Below are 16,789 nucleotides of genomic sequence, written 5' to 3'. Positions count from 1 at the left end.
CTAGCTTAATTGTTTTGTGTATACTTGAAAATATGCAGTTTTATCAAAGTGAAAAGGACAGATTGGAGAGATTCGATGCTGCTGACACCGGTCTGGACAGATAACGGGAATGAACCACAGTATGTACAATTGTACGCCTATATCAAAAAAGAGATCGTCGCGGGAACCTTACCGGAGAAGACACGCTTGCCTTCAGTGCGGAAGCTGGCGGATATGCTGGGGCTGAGCACGACGCCTGTCGAGATGGCGTACCAGCAGCTGCTTGCAGAGGGCTTTATCATCAGCCGGCCGCGCAGCGGATACTACGTCGAGCATTTGCCGGAGCCGGAGATAGCTCCCCGAGCGAACCGTCCAAGGGATGGACAGGCGGGAGTGGATCGTCCGTTGCTCAGGGATGCTCGCCAGTACGAATACGACTTTCACATGTCACAGAACGATTTTTCTCTTTTTCCTTATGCGGATTGGCGCCGTCTCTACAATCAGACGCTTCGTCTGGAACGGCAGGAGGATCTGTTTTTCGGCGATCCTCAAGGCGAGCCTGGACTACGCAAGCAAATCGCCGAATACCTGCACCAGCATCGGGGAGTCGTCTGTACCCCCGACCAGGTCGTCATCTGCTCTGATCAGTTTGGATTGCTCTCTCTACTCAGTCTGATGCTGAAGACAGATTATCCGCAGATTGCTGTGGAAAATCCGGGCTATTTGCTGTTCGCTCATACGTTTGCGCGTCATGGCTTTGAAGTAAAGCCCATCTCGCTTCTGGAGGATGGAATCGACGTGAGGGAGCTGGAGCAAAGCGGCGCCAGACTCGCGGTCGTCTCTCCATCGCATCAGTATCCGCGCGGCATGATTATGCCAGTTGCCAAGCGCATGCAGCTGCTGGAATGGGCAAAAGCGGTGAACGGCTACATCATCGAAGACGATTACGATGGAGAATTCCGCTATCACGGCAGGCCGATCCCATCCTTGCAGGGACTTCAGACGAACGCCCGCGTGATTTACATGGGCAGCTTTTCGCAGGTCATCGCGCCCGCCCTGTGCATCTGGTATATGGTGCTGCCACAGAGCCTGCTGGATCGCTATTATCAACTTGTAAGAGAGACGCTGCTGGAGCAATCCTCGTCGCGACTCCACCAGGTCACCCTGGAAGCCTTTATGAAGAAAGGGATGCTGGAAAAGCATCTCCGCAAAATGCGCAGCCTGTATCGCAAAAAGCACGATGCCGTCATGCATGCAGTACAAGAGCATTTTGGCGAGCGGGCTGTCCTCTTTGGAAAAGACGCTGGCTTTCACATGCTCCTTCGGGTAGAAACCCCTCATAGCGAGCTCCAATTGAACGAGCGGGCGCGACAGGCAGGAGTGCACACTTCCTCGGCATCGTATACCTGGCTGCGCCCTCCGGCAGAGCAGCACAAGGAATTTTTCCTCGGCTTTGCCGGTATACCGCTGGAAAAGATTGAGCCGGGTATCAAAGCGTTGGCTGGAGCCTGGCTTGACTAACTGCCAGCCCTTTTTGCAGCCTGTCGACGCCCTCCATAATTTGCTCTTCGGACAGGTTGCCATAGCCGATGATTAGCTTTTCCGTGTGTTTGTCTTTTTGGATGGTGTGATCAGAGACGGGGTACAGACGAACGCCGCAATCTTCCAGCTCTTTGAGCAGAGCGGGTGTGAAGCGTACCCCTGCAAAAGCCGCGACTACATGCAGACCAGCGGAGGCCCCCCATATGCTCACCTTGTTCGAGAATGCCTGTGTCAGAGCATCGGACAGGCATTTTCTTCTTTTTTTGTAGAGTTTTTTGACACGATTCAGATACTTTTCCAGATGTCCGTCCTCGATGAAAAGCCCGAGAGCGAGCTGGTCGAGTGAAGGCGTATGCAGGTCCGTAAACCATTTCGCCTCCTGGTAGCGATGGACGAGCTCTGGCGGAAGGACGAGATAACCGAGGCGCAAGCCGGGCGAGAGGATCTTGCTGAAGGAACCGACGTAAATCACGCGCTCGGCTGCCAGTCCTTGCAGGGAGCTGATCGGCGGACTGTCGTAGCGAAACTCACTGTCATAATCATCTTCTACAATGTAGCAGTTCGCTTGACGAGCGTATTGGATCAGTTGGATGCGCCGCTGGATCGGCAACGTACCCCCCAGCGGAAACTGATGCGAGGGCGTGACGAAAACAAAGCTGGGGCGCACCTGTTCGGGATCTGGCAGCAAGTCGGTCATCATTCCGGCTTCATCTGTGGGTACAGGGATCAAGCTGGCGCCAGCAGAGGAAAAAATCGTCTGGATGTCTTGTGTGATGGGATCCTCCATTACAACCTGGCTGTTTGTGGTCAGCAGCACCTTCGCAATCAGCGTCAGCGCCTGTGTGGCACCGGAAGTCATGACGATTTGCTCAGGCTCGCATTGCACGCCTCGTGTCCGGTACAAGTAGCGGCTCAATATCTGGCGCAGCTCCAGGCGTCCTTCGGGGCGATTGTAGCCGAGCGCGGAGAGCGGAGCCTCGTGACAGACGCGCTGCACCATTCGGCCCCAGACCGTACGCGGAAAGAAATCAAGTGCCGGCACACCGGAGCGAAAATCGATCAGAGAGGGAGCTGCTGGCAGGTCGTTTTCTGGTATCAGCCATGCTTCCTCCTGCCGAGCTTGTTGCTCCAGGTACATGTCGGGTACGACGTAGAAGCCCGAGCCCTGCTTGCTTTCAATGTAGCCCTCAGCGAGAAGCTGGTCAAAGGCCTCGATCACGACATTGCGGGAAATGCACAACTCCCGAGCGGCTTGTCGTGTAGAAGGGAGTTTTTGGCCTGCCTTTAATTCCCCCTGCAAAATTTTGCTTCGCAGCTGGGTGTACAATTGCCGAATCAACGGCAGCGGACTGTCACGGTCGATGGTTAGATAGAGCAAGTGCGTGCACACCCCTTAAAAAGTGGTTCTATCAAAATAGCTGGAAACTGGTCCTAATCGAGTTTAGCTTACCATGATATGGTTGTGCGAAGAAGTCCACATCCATGACGGGAGGCAAGACCATGCGAGGAGAGGAAATCAAGACAGCGGAAGTGTTGAGGACGATTGCGCGCAATCCAGCAATCCAGGAAATGGTGATGCAGTCACCGCAGTTGTACACGCTGCTGCTGGCTGCAGCGAAGCGATACGTGACTGGGGAGACAAGTGCGGAGCTGTTGGAGCGGGCCGTCGTGCTGGCGGATCAGGGATACCTGCTGTCAGCCGAGTACATCGGGGAAAATACCAAGACCATACAGGAGTGTAGCCAGGCAAAAGAGCATTTTATTCAGCTAGCACGAGATTGCGGGAGAATCCGCCGACCTGTTGGAATATCGTTCGACTTGTCACATATTGGGCTGCTTCTCGATCCGCAGCTGGCGTATACCCATGCGGAGGAAATGGCGGAAGAGGCGCGCAAACAGGATCATTACCTCATGGTCAGCATGGAGGAATCGACTAAGACAGAAGCTATTGTCCAGCTGTATGAGCAGCTGGCAGAGAGGCATGAAAATATCGGGATCACCATTCAAGCCCATCTCCATCGGTCATTCGACGACCTGACGAAGGTCTTGCAGAAGCCAGGGAAAATTCGGCTGGTGAAAGGAGCGTTTCGGGAGCATGAAGCGGTCGCCTTGGGACGCGGCGAGGAGTTGAACGAACGGTATTTGCTGCTTGCAGAGCGGTGTGCCCTGTCTGGTCACGACATTTCTTTTGCGACCCACGATCAGCTCCTGATCGACGAGCTGGAGAGAAGAGGCTATCTGCACCTGCGGCACGCTGAGCTGGAAATGCTGTACGGCGTTCGGCCAGAGCAGGCCAGATTGATGCGGGATAAAGGTGTCACTGTGCGACTCTACCTCACCTACGGGACGGAGTGGTACCTCTATCTTTGTCATCGGTTGGCAGAATATCCGCCTCACATCCACCAGGCCATTGCAGATATGGCGGAGCCTTCTCGTACCCAAAATCCGGGTTACGAATGAGCAGACCAGACAGCAAAATCCACCCATTTTGGAAAAGGGTGGATTTTTTTTCGTTCTTCCTGCATAATCATGTAGCTTTTTCATGATTGTAAACGTCTATATTTGTATGAAAAAGACGGACCATTCGCAGATGAGCCGTCTATGGGGGTATGCATTCATGGTTACAGGAAAGTCGAGGCGCTGGTTGCTGGCGTTATGCATGTGCTTGATGATGATGGCAATGATGCCCACGGGCATTGCTGCAGTTGCGCAAGCAGAAGTGGCGATCAAGCTGGATGCCAAGATCGGCTTTGAGGGGTCATTTAAAGAAACGGGTCTGGTTCCCGTCCAGGTGAGTATCACCAATCTAGGCGCTGATATCGAAGGCGACTTGGTTGTGACGGCTGGTGATCATAATGCGAGCACGAACGGGGTTGCGCATTACCAACCTGTATCCGTGGCGAGCGGGGTTACGAAACAGGTCACGATTGTCGTTCCGGGACATCACATTCAAACGTATACACACGTCTCCTTTATGCAAGGCGATCAAGTGCTGGCGCAGACGCGCGTATCCAGCATGGGATACAGTGGCAATACCCTGATGATCGGCGTGTTGGCCCAAAATCCGAATACAGCCAATTACCTCGGTGTCATGCCAAGAGATGTATGGACCAAGAACGTCAAGGTTTTTCCCATGAAGCCGGAGCTGGTACCCGTATCAGGTGTACAGCTGCAATTGGTAGACATGCTCATCTTGAACAATTTTGCGCTTGATACGCTGAATGCCGGACAAATTCAGGCTATTCGCGAATGGACCCAGTTAGGTGGATTGCTGGTCGTGGCAGGAGGACCTCAATATAAGAAAACAGTCGGAACCTTGCAGGACCTGTCGCCAGTTGAGGTGACAGGGGAAGCACTTGTGCAGACATTTACTGCATTGCAGGTGGAGGAAAATGCGCTTGAACTGACTTCTCCCTTTACGGTGAGTACAGGTACCCTCAAGGAAGGGAAAGTGCTCGCAGAAGAAAACGGGATTCCTTTGTTCGTCGCCCGCAACTTTGGTGAGGGAAAAGTCCTGTACGTCGCCTATGATCTGGCGCAGGAGCCATTGGCAAGCTGGTCTGGAAATGGCCGATTGTGGGCAGAAATGCTGCCCAATGCTTTCGGCTCGACACTGTTTCAGGAAAAAAACTACCAGCTGCAGGATCAGGTCTGGCCGCTGCGAAGAGCGTCCGAGCAGATTCCTTCTTTAAAGCTTCCAGAGGTGAGCTGGTTTGCACTGCTTTTCGGTGTCTATGCATTGATTGCTGGCCCCATTCTGTTCTTTATTTTGCGATATAAAAGAAAACAAAACTATATGTGGGTAGTGGTGCCGATTCTTTCGGTGATCACGGGTCTGGGCATTTTTTCATTCGGGGCCTATCAGCGTGGTACAGGCATTTCCTTGCATCAGGCTGGATTGGTAGAGCTCAATAATTCCGGACAGGCCAAGGTGAGTGCCGTCACCGCGATGTTTGTGCCGAGCAGTGGCGATTACAAGATGATCGTACACGGTCCGGGCTTGGCGGAACCGTCACTCACAGGAAGACGATCAGAAGAGAATCTGAATCTCTGGTCCCTGCTGGATGTGGATCGTGCCGAGCTGAACTTCCGCAATGTAGAGTTCTGGTCGATGCGCAATGTCGTATCCCAACAATATGTCGCAGATACAGGCGGGTTTGTATCGGCCTTGACGTATTCGAATGGAAAACTGAAAGGAACGGTCACCAATCAGACCAAGTACCACTTGCGTGACGTGCGAATCCTGGCTGGAACCCAGATACAGGACGTCCAGGAGCTTGCGCCTGGCAGCTCGGTAGAGGTAGATCTGAACTACGCGCCGTCTGCACAGCTGCTGCAGGGCAAGATGCATCGGATCAGCAGCAGACTGGTACCACAGAACAAACAGACCGGCATGCGGTACGAAACACGTGAAGAGCTGATGGTTCAGGTACTGGAGGAAAGAGATTACGGCAGCTACGATCCTAGTCTGGCCTCTCCCTTGATGATCATGGGCTGGACAGATCAGGCCGTGACAGAGGTCTCCGTAGAGGGTTCGCCAGCAAAGTCAGAAGGCATCGCGTTGGTCAAAGCACCATTGCAGGTGAAGCCATCCGAGAGTGGAGAGGTGTTTTATCCGGCAGGTTCCTTCGATATCATCAAGTCGGGAAATACAGCCAAACTGGAAGAGGTCCCGAATGGCTATTACATGGAAAAAGGGAATATCGCCTTTGATATCGATCTTCGTCCCAATGGTGAGCAGCTGGAGATCAGCAAGCTCTACATGTTCACCTGGTCGGAGGACAGTGCCTATTTCTCCAAGGAGATCTACAACTGGCAGACGGAAAGCTTTGAAGCGTATGAAAATGTGTTTGTGAACAACATCATGACGGGAGACAAAGCCGCGAGCTACGTGTCTGAAGCTGGCATACTTCGCATCCAGCTGTCTCATGACGCAGATGATAATCGCCACCTTGGCAGACCGCTTGTCAGTGTGGAAGGGAAGGTGATCACCCGATGATACGGATTCAGGATCTGCGAAAACGATACGGCAAAATGGAAGCACTCAAAGGACTGACACTGGAAATCGAGAAAGGGACCGTGTTTGGCTTCGTCGGACCCAATGGGGCAGGAAAGTCTACGACAATGTCTATCTTGGCTACTCTACTGGAGCCTACCAGCGGAAAAGCGTACGTGGGTGGATATGAGGTCACAGAGCGGCCCAAGGAAGTGCGCAAGCTGATCGGCTACATGCCAGACTTTTTCGGCGTATACGACAATTTGACAGCGGAAGAATACCTGGATTTTTACGGCGCCAATTACGATATCCCTCTGGCAGAGCGAAAACAGATCATACCGCAGCTGCTGGAGCTGGTCAATCTGACCCATAAGCGTGATGCCTATGTAGACTCGCTCTCTCGCGGAATGAAGCAGAGATTAGGGCTTGCCCGCTGCCTGGTTCACAATCCGGAAGTGCTGATTCTGGATGAACCGGCGTCCGGACTGGATCCGCGTGCCCGAATCGAACTGCGGGAGATTCTCAAGGAGCTGCGGGACATGGGCAAGACGATCATTATCAGCTCGCATATTTTGCCGGAGCTCGCGGAGATGTGTGATGTGATCGGTATTGTCGAGGAAGGAAATCTGGTCGCATTTGGCCGGGTTGATGAAATCTACACCAAGATGCAGGAGAAAAAGCTTTTGCGAATTCGCCTGCTCGACCGGATCGAGGAGACGATGGAACATCTGAGGCAGCAGCCCACTATCGCAGGTGTGACACAGGAGGGCAACTGGATCGCAGTAGGATTTACAGGAGACGACCAGCAGCAGGTCGAGCTGTTCCGCGATCTGGCTGTTTCCGGTTACCCCGTGGCGGCTTTCAATGAAGATCAGGGGGATCTGGAAGAGATCTTTTTGGAAATCACGAAAGGGGTGGGCTCATGAACATCCTGAGACGATTGAACAATCCCGTTTTGTTCAACGAGTGGAAGATGAGAATGAGAAGCGGGCGTTCGCCCTGGATGATTTTTAGCTACCTGCTTATTTTAGGTGGCATCACCCTGTTCTACATCTTCCTGGAGACTGACGGAGGGACGTATTACAATCCCAACGACACGCGGGAGCTTTTCATGATGCTGTCTATTCTGCAGCTGGGCATGATTGTTTTTGTCGTGCCGGGTCTGACTTCGGGCGCTATTTCCGGCGAGCGGGAGAGGCAGACGTTGAGCATTCTTTTGACCACCAACGTGAGCGCTACTCGGCTGATTTTGGGCAAATGGCTGTCTTCACTCAGCTTCATGACGTTTCTGGTATTTGCCACGATTCCGCTGTACGCCATTGTCTTTCTGTACGGTGGTATTTCTCCTGTGCAAGTAGTCAAGGTGTTTGGTTTTTATCTGATCACGATGTTCGGGATCGGCAGTATCGGTGTGCTGTTGTCCACCCTGATCAAGCGAACCGGCATTTCGACGGTCGTCACGTATGCCATCGTCTTTGGCTATTCGATCGGTACGATGGTTCTGGCGGAAATCATTCGGGAGTTTATACGTTACCAGCGTCGTATGGGCAATCTGCCGTCCAGCACCAATTCAGACTGGACGGACATCATTTACAGTCTGAACCCCCTGTTTGCGATCCTTCACATTTTTGAAGAAGGACCAACGAACAATGTGGGCTTGAGGTATGGAACCTGGTTTCCCGCGATCGATCCTTTCTGGTACTATGTCATCTTTTTTGGAATGGTGACGGTGGTTTGCCTGTTGCTGGCTATTTACGCGATCCATCCTGTTCGCCCTCGCCTGTTCAGGGCGGCACGCAAGGAGAAGTAAGCCATGTTCACGAACCAATCCAACAACGAATTGCAGTCGCTGCTGGAGCCGATACGCAAGCGCCTGGGAGTCAGGCAGCTTGTTCGTCAATTGACGATCTACGGCCTGTGGGGTATGGGGGGAAGCGTTTTGCTTCTCCTCGTTGCCCGTTTTTGGCCAATCCAATATTACGCCTGGTTGGCGATCGCAGTACCGCTCTTGGCGCTGCTGACGGGTGGTCTGCTGACACTTGGGAAGCGGCCTACGCTAGAGCAGTCTGCGCAAGTGGCAGATGAGCAAGGCTTGGCACAGCGAGCCGTTACTGCATGGGAGCATCGAGAGAGTCAATCCGTGATCGCTTTGCGTCAGAGAGAGGATGCGCTTGGCCACTTGCGGAGGCAGCTGCCCAAGATTGTGGAAAGCATCCTGATCTGGCCGCAGGTGCGCAGGAACATCTACACGATGGGCGGACTTTTAGCGGTAGTGGTCGTTCTGCTGATCGTACCCAATCCACAGGACGGCAGGCTGGCTCAGATGGCATTGGAGCAGCAAGCCCTGGAAGAAGCGCAGCAGGAGCTTGCGGCCATCCAGGAGGAAGCAAAGACGAACAACACATTGAGCGAAGAACAAAAAAAGCAGCTGGAAGAGCTGTTGGAACAAGCCAAAGAGGCTTTAGCCAAAGCGGATGATCCGGCAGAACGCCTGAGCGCGCTGCGTGCAGCGGAAAAGCAGCTGGATAAATGGAGAGAAAACGAAGTACGAAAGCAGGCTGCCCTGCAGCGAGTACAGCTGGCGCTGAGCAATCATACAGCAACCAGTCCGCTAGCCGATGCGCTGGCAAAAGCAGACCGTGAATTGCTGGTGGAAGCCTTGCAGCAGACGGCGCAAGCGATGGAGGCGATGTCGGCTCAAGAGCTGGAAAAGCTGGCAAAAGAACTGGAGCAGACGGCCGATCAGCTCAGTCAGGAAGCGATGGCTACCGGCTCCAAGGAAGCGCAGCAGGCTGCACAGCAAATGGCCGAAGCAGCACAGCAGCTGGCACAGGGGCAAATCCCGGAAGGCATGCTCGTACTGGAGCAAAGCATGATGCAGGCATTGACGACAGCTGGGCAGACGCAGCAGGGGATGCTCGCAGCAGCACAGACGGCAGCTTCTTTGCAGCAGTCGCAGATGACGCTGGCCAGTGCGGCCGCAGGCAGTCAAGGCAGTAACAATGCGGCAGCAGGCCAAGGTGCTCAGGCAGGTGCAGGCCCAAGCACACCTGCCTCCGGGACAGCCACTCCAGGCACGGGTGCATCCCAGCAACCGAGTGGTACTGCTGCAGGCAACACTCCAGGTGACTCTGGTACAGGGACTGGCAATCCAGCGGGCACGGAAGGAAATGGAGCGGGCACGGAAGGAAATGGAGCGGGCGCCGGGAATGGTGCTGGAGCAGGCAACGGGGCAGGTACAGGGACTGGCGCAGGAATCGGCGCAGGTAACGGGGCTGGTTCAGGTACTGGAGCGGGAAGCGGTCAAGGTGGAGGCGCTGGACTGGGAGCCGGAAATCACGAACTGGTCACGGTGCCTTCCCAGCGTATCGGAGATGGCAGTGGTCCCTCTGATACAGTCAGCGGCCCTTTGGGAGCAGGACCGTCGCAGTCGCAGCAAAGCGGAAACACGCAAGTTTCCTCCGGTGGGACTCTCCCTTACGCGGAAGTCTATGGCGAGTACGCAGAATTTGCCCGCGAAAGCATGGAGAAAGGCAGTATTCCGAGTGATTATCAAGAAGTCGTGAAGCAGTATTTCAGCAACATTGAACCTGATTAAGGATGGAGGAGTGGGGGATGACACAGCAAGCCTTGCCAGATTGTCAGCAGCAGGTTGAGCGTGTAAGACAGGAAATCGCCAAAGTGCTGGTGGGACAAAAAGAGGTTGTAGAACAGCTGTTGTGGGCGGTGTTTGCCGGTGGGCACGCATTGCTCGAAGGAGTGCCTGGCCTGGGTAAAACCCTGTTGGTGCGCACGCTGTCGCAAGCTTTTGAGCTGAGCTTTCAGCGCATTCAGTTCACCCCTGACCTGATGCCGACTGATATTACTGGAACCAATATTTTGCGCGTGGACGAAGCGGGACAGCAGTCCTTTCAGTTCCAGCCAGGTCCGATCTTCGCCCATGTAGTCCTGGCGGATGAGATCAACCGCGCTACACCGAAGACCCAGAGCGCCCTGCTGGAGGCGATGCAGGAGCGGACTGTCTCGGCAGGCGGTGTGACCCGTCCGCTGCCCGAGCCGTTTTTCGTACTGGCGACTCAGAATCCATTGGAGCAGGAGGGAACCTACCCGCTGCCTGAAGCACAAATGGATCGTTTCCTGCTCAAAATCCAAGTGCCTTTTCCTACAGAAGAAGAGCTGAAAGCGATTGTGAAAAGAACCACGACAGGGTCTTTCGATGATGTAGAAAAAGTGGCGACAGGAGCGCAAATTTACGAAATCCAGCAGTCTGCCCGGGACATTCTGGTCGCAGACAGCGTGTTGGATTACGCGGTCAAGCTGCTGCTCGCGACACAGCCGGGAGAGTCAGCCATACCTTCCGTCAACCAATATGTTCGCAATGGCGCTGGACCACGCGGTGTTCAAGCGATGGTTTCCTTGGCGAAGGTACGCGCCTTGCTCGCCGGACGCTACAATCTGGCCTATGAGGACATCGACGCTGTGGCTCTGCCTGCGCTGCGTCATCGGATCTTTCTCAACTTCGAGGGAGAGGCCAACGGGATTTTGCCTGATCAGATCGTCGGGGAGATTCTCACGAAAATGGGGTCGCACAAGGCATGAACAGCCAAATTCTAGATCCGTCGTGGCTGGCTCGGCTCGAACGCATGCAGATGGCGAGCAAGCGGACGGCAAGCGGCAGTCAGGCGGGAAAACGCCGCTCCCGAATGTTGGGCAGCTCGATGGAGTTCGCTGACTACCGCGCGTATGTACCGGGGGATGATCTGCGTCAGTTGGACTGGAATGCTTACGCTCGTTCGGGCAAGCTGTTTCTGAAAAAATTTCTGGACGAAACCGAGCTGCATGTCACGATCTACGTCGACTGCAGTCGCTCGATGAGCTATGGTCAACCGGACAAAATGAAACTTGCCGTTCAATTGGCTGCAGCTCTCGGGTATTTGTCTCTGTGCCATCTGGACCATGTCTCGGTCTACGCTTTTGATTCACGAGTGCTGGCATCTTTGCGTGGATTGCAGGGGAAAAACCAGGCGATGCGCTTGCTCGATTTTTTATCCCGCATGGGGTCAGGTGGGACAGGTGATTTGCATGCCGCCATGCGTTCGCCGGGTGCTGTACACGGTAAAGCAGGAGTCTCCATTGTGCTGTCTGATTTCCTGTTTGAGTCCGGCTATGAGCAGGGAATCGCCTATCTCCAGGCAGCCAGGCAGGATGTAACGCTGGTGCAGGTGCTGTCAGGGGAAGAGCTTGACCCGACCTATCAAGGTGAGCTCCGTCTGATCGATTCAGAGACTGGACAGGCAAAAGAGGTGTCCATCAGTGGGCTGCTGATGGAGGAGTACCGGAATAGCTTGCGTGATTTCCAACAGCAATTGTCTGCCTTTGCCTTCGGACGAGGAATATCCTATGTAGCTGTACAAACGGAGCAACCGCTGGAACAGATCGTCTTTCAAGTATTCAGACAAGCAGGAATCATTCGCTAGAGAGGAGAGAGAAACTTGCAGTGGATGGCATTGGGTAACAGTTGGTTCGCACTCATCATTCCGGCAATCGTCATCCTCTACCTGCTCAAGCGAAAAGTGGAGGATCGCGTGGTGCCTAGCACCCTGCTGTGGCAGCGCACGATGCAGAACTGGGAAGCGGTCAGGCCGTGGGAAAGGCTGCGGCGCAACCTCCTGTTGTTTTTGCAGCTGCTGGCGGCACTCTTGTTGGTCTTGGCCTTGATGCGTCTTGCCATTCCTACGCAGGGGATCGCGGATCAGCATACGATTCTGGTCGTGGAGAATTCCGGGAGCATGCTGGCGACGGAGGGAGAAGGTACGCGTTTTGACCGGGCTGTCCACGCGGCCACACAACTGGTGGAGAAATTGGGCAGCGGGCAAGTGATGACGTTGATCGAAGCAGGAAGACAGCCGCGTGTGCTGCTGGCGCAAAGCGGCGATCGAGACGCAATCCTGCAAGCGATCCGGTCTATCACACCCCAGATGGGCTCATCAGACACCAGTGCAGCGCTGTCTCTGGCAGGAGCGATTGCTGCCAATGAAACAGGGAGTGGAGTGGTCTGGTTGGGAGACGGAAGGTCCGAACGACTTTCTGATACAAGTACACCTACCGTATTTCCGGGACCCTTTCGCTTCATGCAAATGGGGTTGTTTCGGGAAAATTCAGCGATCGGCGTCTTTGTGACGCAGCCGGGAAAATCAGGCGTGGAAGGTTTGCTTCGCATCGACAATCAGGGAACACAGCCTTCTAGCGGCAAAGTCATGGTGTACAACGGGGAGAATCAGCTGCTGGATTCTGAGGAGTTTTCAGTGGCAGCGGGAAGCTCTCAGACTCTTTCCTTTTCTTCATTGCCGCAGGCACCTGTCTATCGTGCGAGGATTGAGCCAGAACAGGATGGTTTGATTCAGGACAATGAGCGATGGAGCGTACCGTTTGCGCCTGGTGTGGGAAAAGCAGTGCTCGTCTCACCACAGGGCAATCGCTTCTTGCATCAGGCTTTGCAGACAGTAGGCAGGTTGGATGTGGAGACACAGCAGCACATGCCGGATCAAACAACGCAGGCGCGCGACATCTGGGTTTTCGATGGTGTTCTTCCGGAGCAGCTGCCGGAAGGGAACATATTGCTGATCGCTCCTGAGCGGGCGACGAGCTGGCTGCCTTACAAGGGAGTAGCTGAGCTGGAGCAGCAGCCACAAACCGTCGTGCCAGATGATCCGCTTATGAAATATGTGGACTGGCGGGACGTGCATGTCGCGAAGGCAGCTGTCCTGGATGAGATGCCGGGGATGAAAACATTGGTACGCGCAGGGAATCGCGATCTGATCAAAGCGGGAATGATGGAAGGACGGCGCGTGGTCATCGTTGCTTTTGATTTGCACCAATCCGATTTGCCATTGCGTCCTGCATTTCCGATCTTCATGCAAAACAGTATCAGCTGGCTCTCGCCGACTCAGGCCTCACCGATCGGTCAGGCGTCTGTTGGCGAGGTGCTAAACGTACCGCTTACGCCGGGTGGAACCCAACGCTCACTCGTTTATCCGGATGGTCACAAGCAGGTAATAGAGGCACAGGGAACGAGCTGGCTGTTTCAAGTGCCCGATCAGATCGGTTTGTACCGCCTGGATGAACAACTTGAGAGCGGCTTGCAAAGTCGCTACTTTGCTGTTCATTTGAGTGAACAGGAATCCGATATTACCCCTCGATTTATCGCGGTAGGAGCGAGCGGAGGACAGCCTGCGGAGGGGGATGGGACAACGGCACCCGAACCGTTGGGAAGCAGGGAGCTGACGAACTGGCTGGTCGCGTTGGCTCTATTGGTTGTTTTTGTGGAATGGAGGGTGTATCAACGTGGGTATTAACTTTCTCCAACCTCTGTTCCTGCTGCTCTTGATACCCGCCGTTTACGTAGTCGTACGATGGTGGCAGGGGCAAAAGCAAATGGCAACGAGCAAAAAAATGACGATCGCCATTATCCGCATGATGGTTTTCGCACTCTTGATCTTGGTTCTGTCCGGCCTTCAGCTGCTATTTCCCGTACAAGGCAAAACGATCGTTTTCGTGGCGGATCGCTCTGCTTCGATGAAGGACGATCCGAGGATCATATCGTTTATGAGGGAAGCTGTCCAAAATAAGAGGGCGGACGACCAGTACGCTGTCGTGGTGGTCGGCGCAACTGCGGCCGTGGATCAGCCGCTTACCTTGCGGGCAGAAGTACAGCAGCTGGGGGTAGAGATCAACAAGCATGCGACGGATCTGGCGGAAGGAATCAGGCTGGCCGCCGCGCTGATCCCGAGTCAGGCGCGTGGAAAAGTCGTACTGCTTACAGATGGTGTGGCTACACATGGTGATGCTGGACGAGAGACCCAGTTGGTCAAAGAGCGAGGCATTGAGGTGGAGGTCGTTTCTTTGCAACAGCCTCAAGGCAATGAAGTGGTTTTGACCTCCCTGCAAGTGCCGCAGCAATTGTACGCCGGTGAAGAATACGCGATAAGCGTTGAGGTAGAGAGCACGATAGCGACCCAGGCGACCCTGCGATTGTATGAAGGCAATCGGGAAGCGGGCAGCCAGAGGGTGCAGGTGGAAAAGGGGAAAAATCGCTACGTGTTTAGCCAAAAGGCGACAGAACAGGGCTTTCACCGTTATCGGGTCGAGATAGAGGCGCAGCGCGATACCAGTCACGCCAACAACCAGGCGACTGCCTATACCCAAGTGGCAGGCACACCTAGCGTGATGATCGTGGAAGGGCATCCAGGGGCGGCGAGCAATCTGGTGTCAGCGCTAAAGGCAGGCAACATAGAGGTGGAAGTCAAGGAATTAGCCATGCTTCCCAAGGAGCTGGATGCATACAAGCAATACGCTTCCCTGATCTTGGCCGATGTATCGGCGACGCAGCTGGGTGAGACAGACATGGAGAGAATGCGGACAGCCGTGCGCGATCTTGGTATGGGACTCATCATGACGGGCGGTGCTGACAGCTTTGGCATGGGTGGCTGGTTTCAGACGCCGATCGAGGAAGCCTTGCCTGTCCATATGGATCTGAGGGGAAAAGAGGAGCTGCCTTCGCTCGGTTTGCAGCTGGTGATCGACAAGTCGGGCAGTATGACGGGAGATGCCACCGGATACGACAAGATGGAATTGGCCAAAGAAGCGGCGATTCGTGCCACTTCCATGCTGAACGCACAGGATCAGATCGGAGTGATTGCCTTTGACGGAACGCCGTGGGAAGTGGTTTCACCGCAGCCTGTAACCAATCTGAGCGCGATTCACCAGCAGATCGGCAGTATCCAGGCTGACGGCGGTACTGATATTTTCCCCGCCCTGCAAATGGCCTATGATCGAATCAAATCCATGCAAAGCCAGCGCAAGCACATCATTTTGCTGACAGACGGCCAGTCCGGTTCAAATGATGCCTATGATGCACTTTTGCAGCAATTGACTGCTGAAAACATCACGGTCTCAACCGTAGCGCTGGGTGCTGATGCGGATACACAATTGCTGGAGATGATTGCCCAGGGTGGCAAAGGGCGCTATTACTTCGCCAACGACGCAGCCTCCATCCCGCAGATTTTCAGTAAAGAGACAGCGCTGGCGAGCCGGACCTTCATCGTGGAAAAGCCGCAGGTTCCAGCGCGAACGGGAGCGGGGCAGTGGTCTTCCTTGCGTCAGGAGTTGCCAGCCTTGCGTGCCTACGTCGCTACGACGCCCAAGCAGACAGCGGAAGTATCGCTGATCAGCCAGGACGATGATCCGCTTTTGGCCCGATGGCAGTACGGTCTGGGCAGAACGATTGCTTGGACCAGCGATCTGGAAGGCAAATGGGCGCCGGATTGGGTAAGCTGGGGAGCCGGCAGCAGGTTTTGGAATGAAATCGTCGCCTGGACACTGCCGCAAGTGAATGAAGGCACATGGAAGACCCAGACAGAGCTTGTGGGTGGCAACGGAAAAGTAACGGTGTCCGTTCCATCTGGAGCCGCCATGCCACAAGAGCTGGAGGGAATCGTTCTAAACCAGCAGATGGAGCGGACGGTGATCCGTTTGAAACCGACTGCACCGGGTACTTTGGAAGGCGAATTTGCGGCCTCAGAGCCAGGCAGTTACCTGATTCAGATCGTGGAAAAGGGTGGAGGACAGGTAACTGCTAGCCAAACCACAGGCTTGACGGTCTCCTACTCGCCGGAATACGGACTGACCGAGGACGGGGAGCACGTCGCCAAAAGCTGGCTGATGGCAGGAGGGGGTTCCTTTATTACGACTCCTGATGAAGTCTTTGGGAAGGAACTACCGGAAAAATGGGAGACACAGCTCGTAGCGGAATGGCTGCTGATACTGGCAGCGCTGCTTTGGCCACTCGATGTGGCGGTTCGACGCCTGCAATTACCGGATCAGTGGTGGTCTCGTCTCGGCGGCCTTTGGAAGGGTAGAAAGGTTCAACGCTCATCCAACACCCCCCAGCAAGAACAGGACGCCGTTTGGACCAGGCTGGAGGAGAAACGGGCGAAAAGGCGAACACAAGCTCAACCAAATGTCGATGAACCCCCAAAAATGAACGTAGGTCAGCCTGTAAAGCCTCCAACGGAATCGGGCAGAAAGGTCGCGGCACAGCAAGCAGAACAAACAGAAGCTGTTCTGGGTCACAAGGAGCAGAACAACGCTGATCAAGCAGAAGGCAAACAGGATGAAACATTTAATCGTCTGTTGGCTGCTAAAAAGCGAAGAAACAAATAGGCTTTTTTCCACATTCCTAGATGGAACCTAGTAGAAGAAGGGTTCCATCTT

11 protein-coding genes are annotated in these 16,789 nt (G+C 54.4%); 10 read left to right on the top strand and 1 reads right to left on the bottom strand.

What is annotated here, in order from left to right; translation table 11 throughout:
* Positions 1-75: 75 nt before the first annotated feature.
* Positions 76-1,500 (top strand): MocR-like pyridoxine biosynthesis transcription factor PdxR, encoded by a 1,425-nt coding sequence (pdxR, locus tag EDM52_RS15935; protein ID WP_122909967.1) that lies wholly within the window; start codon positions 76-78, stop codon positions 1,498-1,500.
* On the opposite strand, the gene pdxR (EDM52_RS15930) is transcribed toward pdxR (EDM52_RS15935), so the two are convergent.
* On the bottom strand, positions 1,469-2,899 hold the full coding sequence (gene pdxR, locus EDM52_RS15930) for a MocR-like pyridoxine biosynthesis transcription factor PdxR (protein WP_122909966.1): 1,431 nt from the start codon (positions 2,897-2,899) through the stop codon (positions 1,469-1,471). The genes pdxR (EDM52_RS15935) and pdxR (EDM52_RS15930) overlap by 32 nt on opposite strands.
* A 122-nt stretch (positions 2,900-3,021) precedes the next feature.
* Between pdxR (EDM52_RS15930) and EDM52_RS15925 the strand changes: the two genes are divergently transcribed.
* The 9 genes from EDM52_RS15925 (at position 3,022) to EDM52_RS15885 (ending at position 16,738) form a co-directional block, all read left to right on the top strand.
* On the top strand, positions 3,022-3,981 hold the full coding sequence (locus EDM52_RS15925; protein WP_122909965.1) for a proline dehydrogenase family protein: 960 nt from the start codon (positions 3,022-3,024) through the stop codon (positions 3,979-3,981).
* A 106-nt stretch (positions 3,982-4,087) separates the two neighbouring features.
* Positions 4,088-6,520, top strand: a complete 2,433-nt coding sequence (locus EDM52_RS15920) for a DUF7408 domain-containing protein (protein ID WP_245997002.1) — start codon at positions 4,088-4,090, stop codon at positions 6,518-6,520.
* Positions 6,517-7,443 carry an ABC transporter ATP-binding protein gene (locus EDM52_RS15915; protein WP_122909963.1) on the top strand — a complete coding sequence of 309 codons (927 nt, stop codon included), beginning with the start codon at positions 6,517-6,519 and terminating at the stop codon, positions 7,441-7,443. Before EDM52_RS15920 ends, EDM52_RS15915 begins: the two co-directional genes overlap by 4 nt.
* Positions 7,440-8,327 carry an ABC transporter permease gene (locus EDM52_RS15910; RefSeq protein WP_122909962.1) on the top strand — a complete coding sequence of 296 codons (888 nt, stop codon included), beginning with the start codon at positions 7,440-7,442 and terminating at the stop codon, positions 8,325-8,327. The genes EDM52_RS15915 and EDM52_RS15910 overlap by 4 nt, the downstream gene beginning before the upstream one ends.
* Positions 8,328-8,330: 3 nt before the next feature.
* Entirely contained in the window at positions 8,331-10,115 is a 1,785-nt protein-coding gene (locus EDM52_RS15905) for a hypothetical protein (RefSeq protein ID WP_122909961.1), read from the top strand.
* A 17-nt stretch (positions 10,116-10,132) separates the two neighbouring features.
* Positions 10,133-11,116 (top strand): AAA family ATPase, encoded by a 984-nt coding sequence (locus tag EDM52_RS15900; protein WP_122909960.1) that lies wholly within the window; start codon positions 10,133-10,135, stop codon positions 11,114-11,116.
* Positions 11,113-11,994, top strand: coding sequence for a DUF58 domain-containing protein (locus EDM52_RS15895; RefSeq protein ID WP_122909959.1), 882 nt, complete (start codon positions 11,113-11,115; stop codon positions 11,992-11,994). Before EDM52_RS15900 ends, EDM52_RS15895 begins: the two co-directional genes overlap by 4 nt.
* 24 nt (positions 11,995-12,018) lie before the next feature.
* A complete protein-coding gene (locus EDM52_RS15890; RefSeq protein WP_245997025.1) occupies positions 12,019-13,872 on the top strand; it encodes a vWA domain-containing protein in 1,854 nt (617 codons plus the stop codon).
* Positions 13,862-16,738, top strand: coding sequence for a VWA domain-containing protein (locus EDM52_RS15885; protein ID WP_122909957.1), 2,877 nt, complete (start codon positions 13,862-13,864; stop codon positions 16,736-16,738). The genes EDM52_RS15890 and EDM52_RS15885 overlap by 11 nt, the downstream gene beginning before the upstream one ends.
* Positions 16,739-16,789 lie beyond the last annotated feature (51 nt).

This window comes from Brevibacillus invocatus (assembly GCF_003710915.1).
GTDB lineage: Bacteria > Bacillota > Bacilli > Brevibacillales > Brevibacillaceae > Brevibacillus > Brevibacillus invocatus.
The sequence above is the reverse complement of the archived record's forward strand: the minus strand, read 5'-3'. Positions and strand labels throughout refer to the sequence as shown.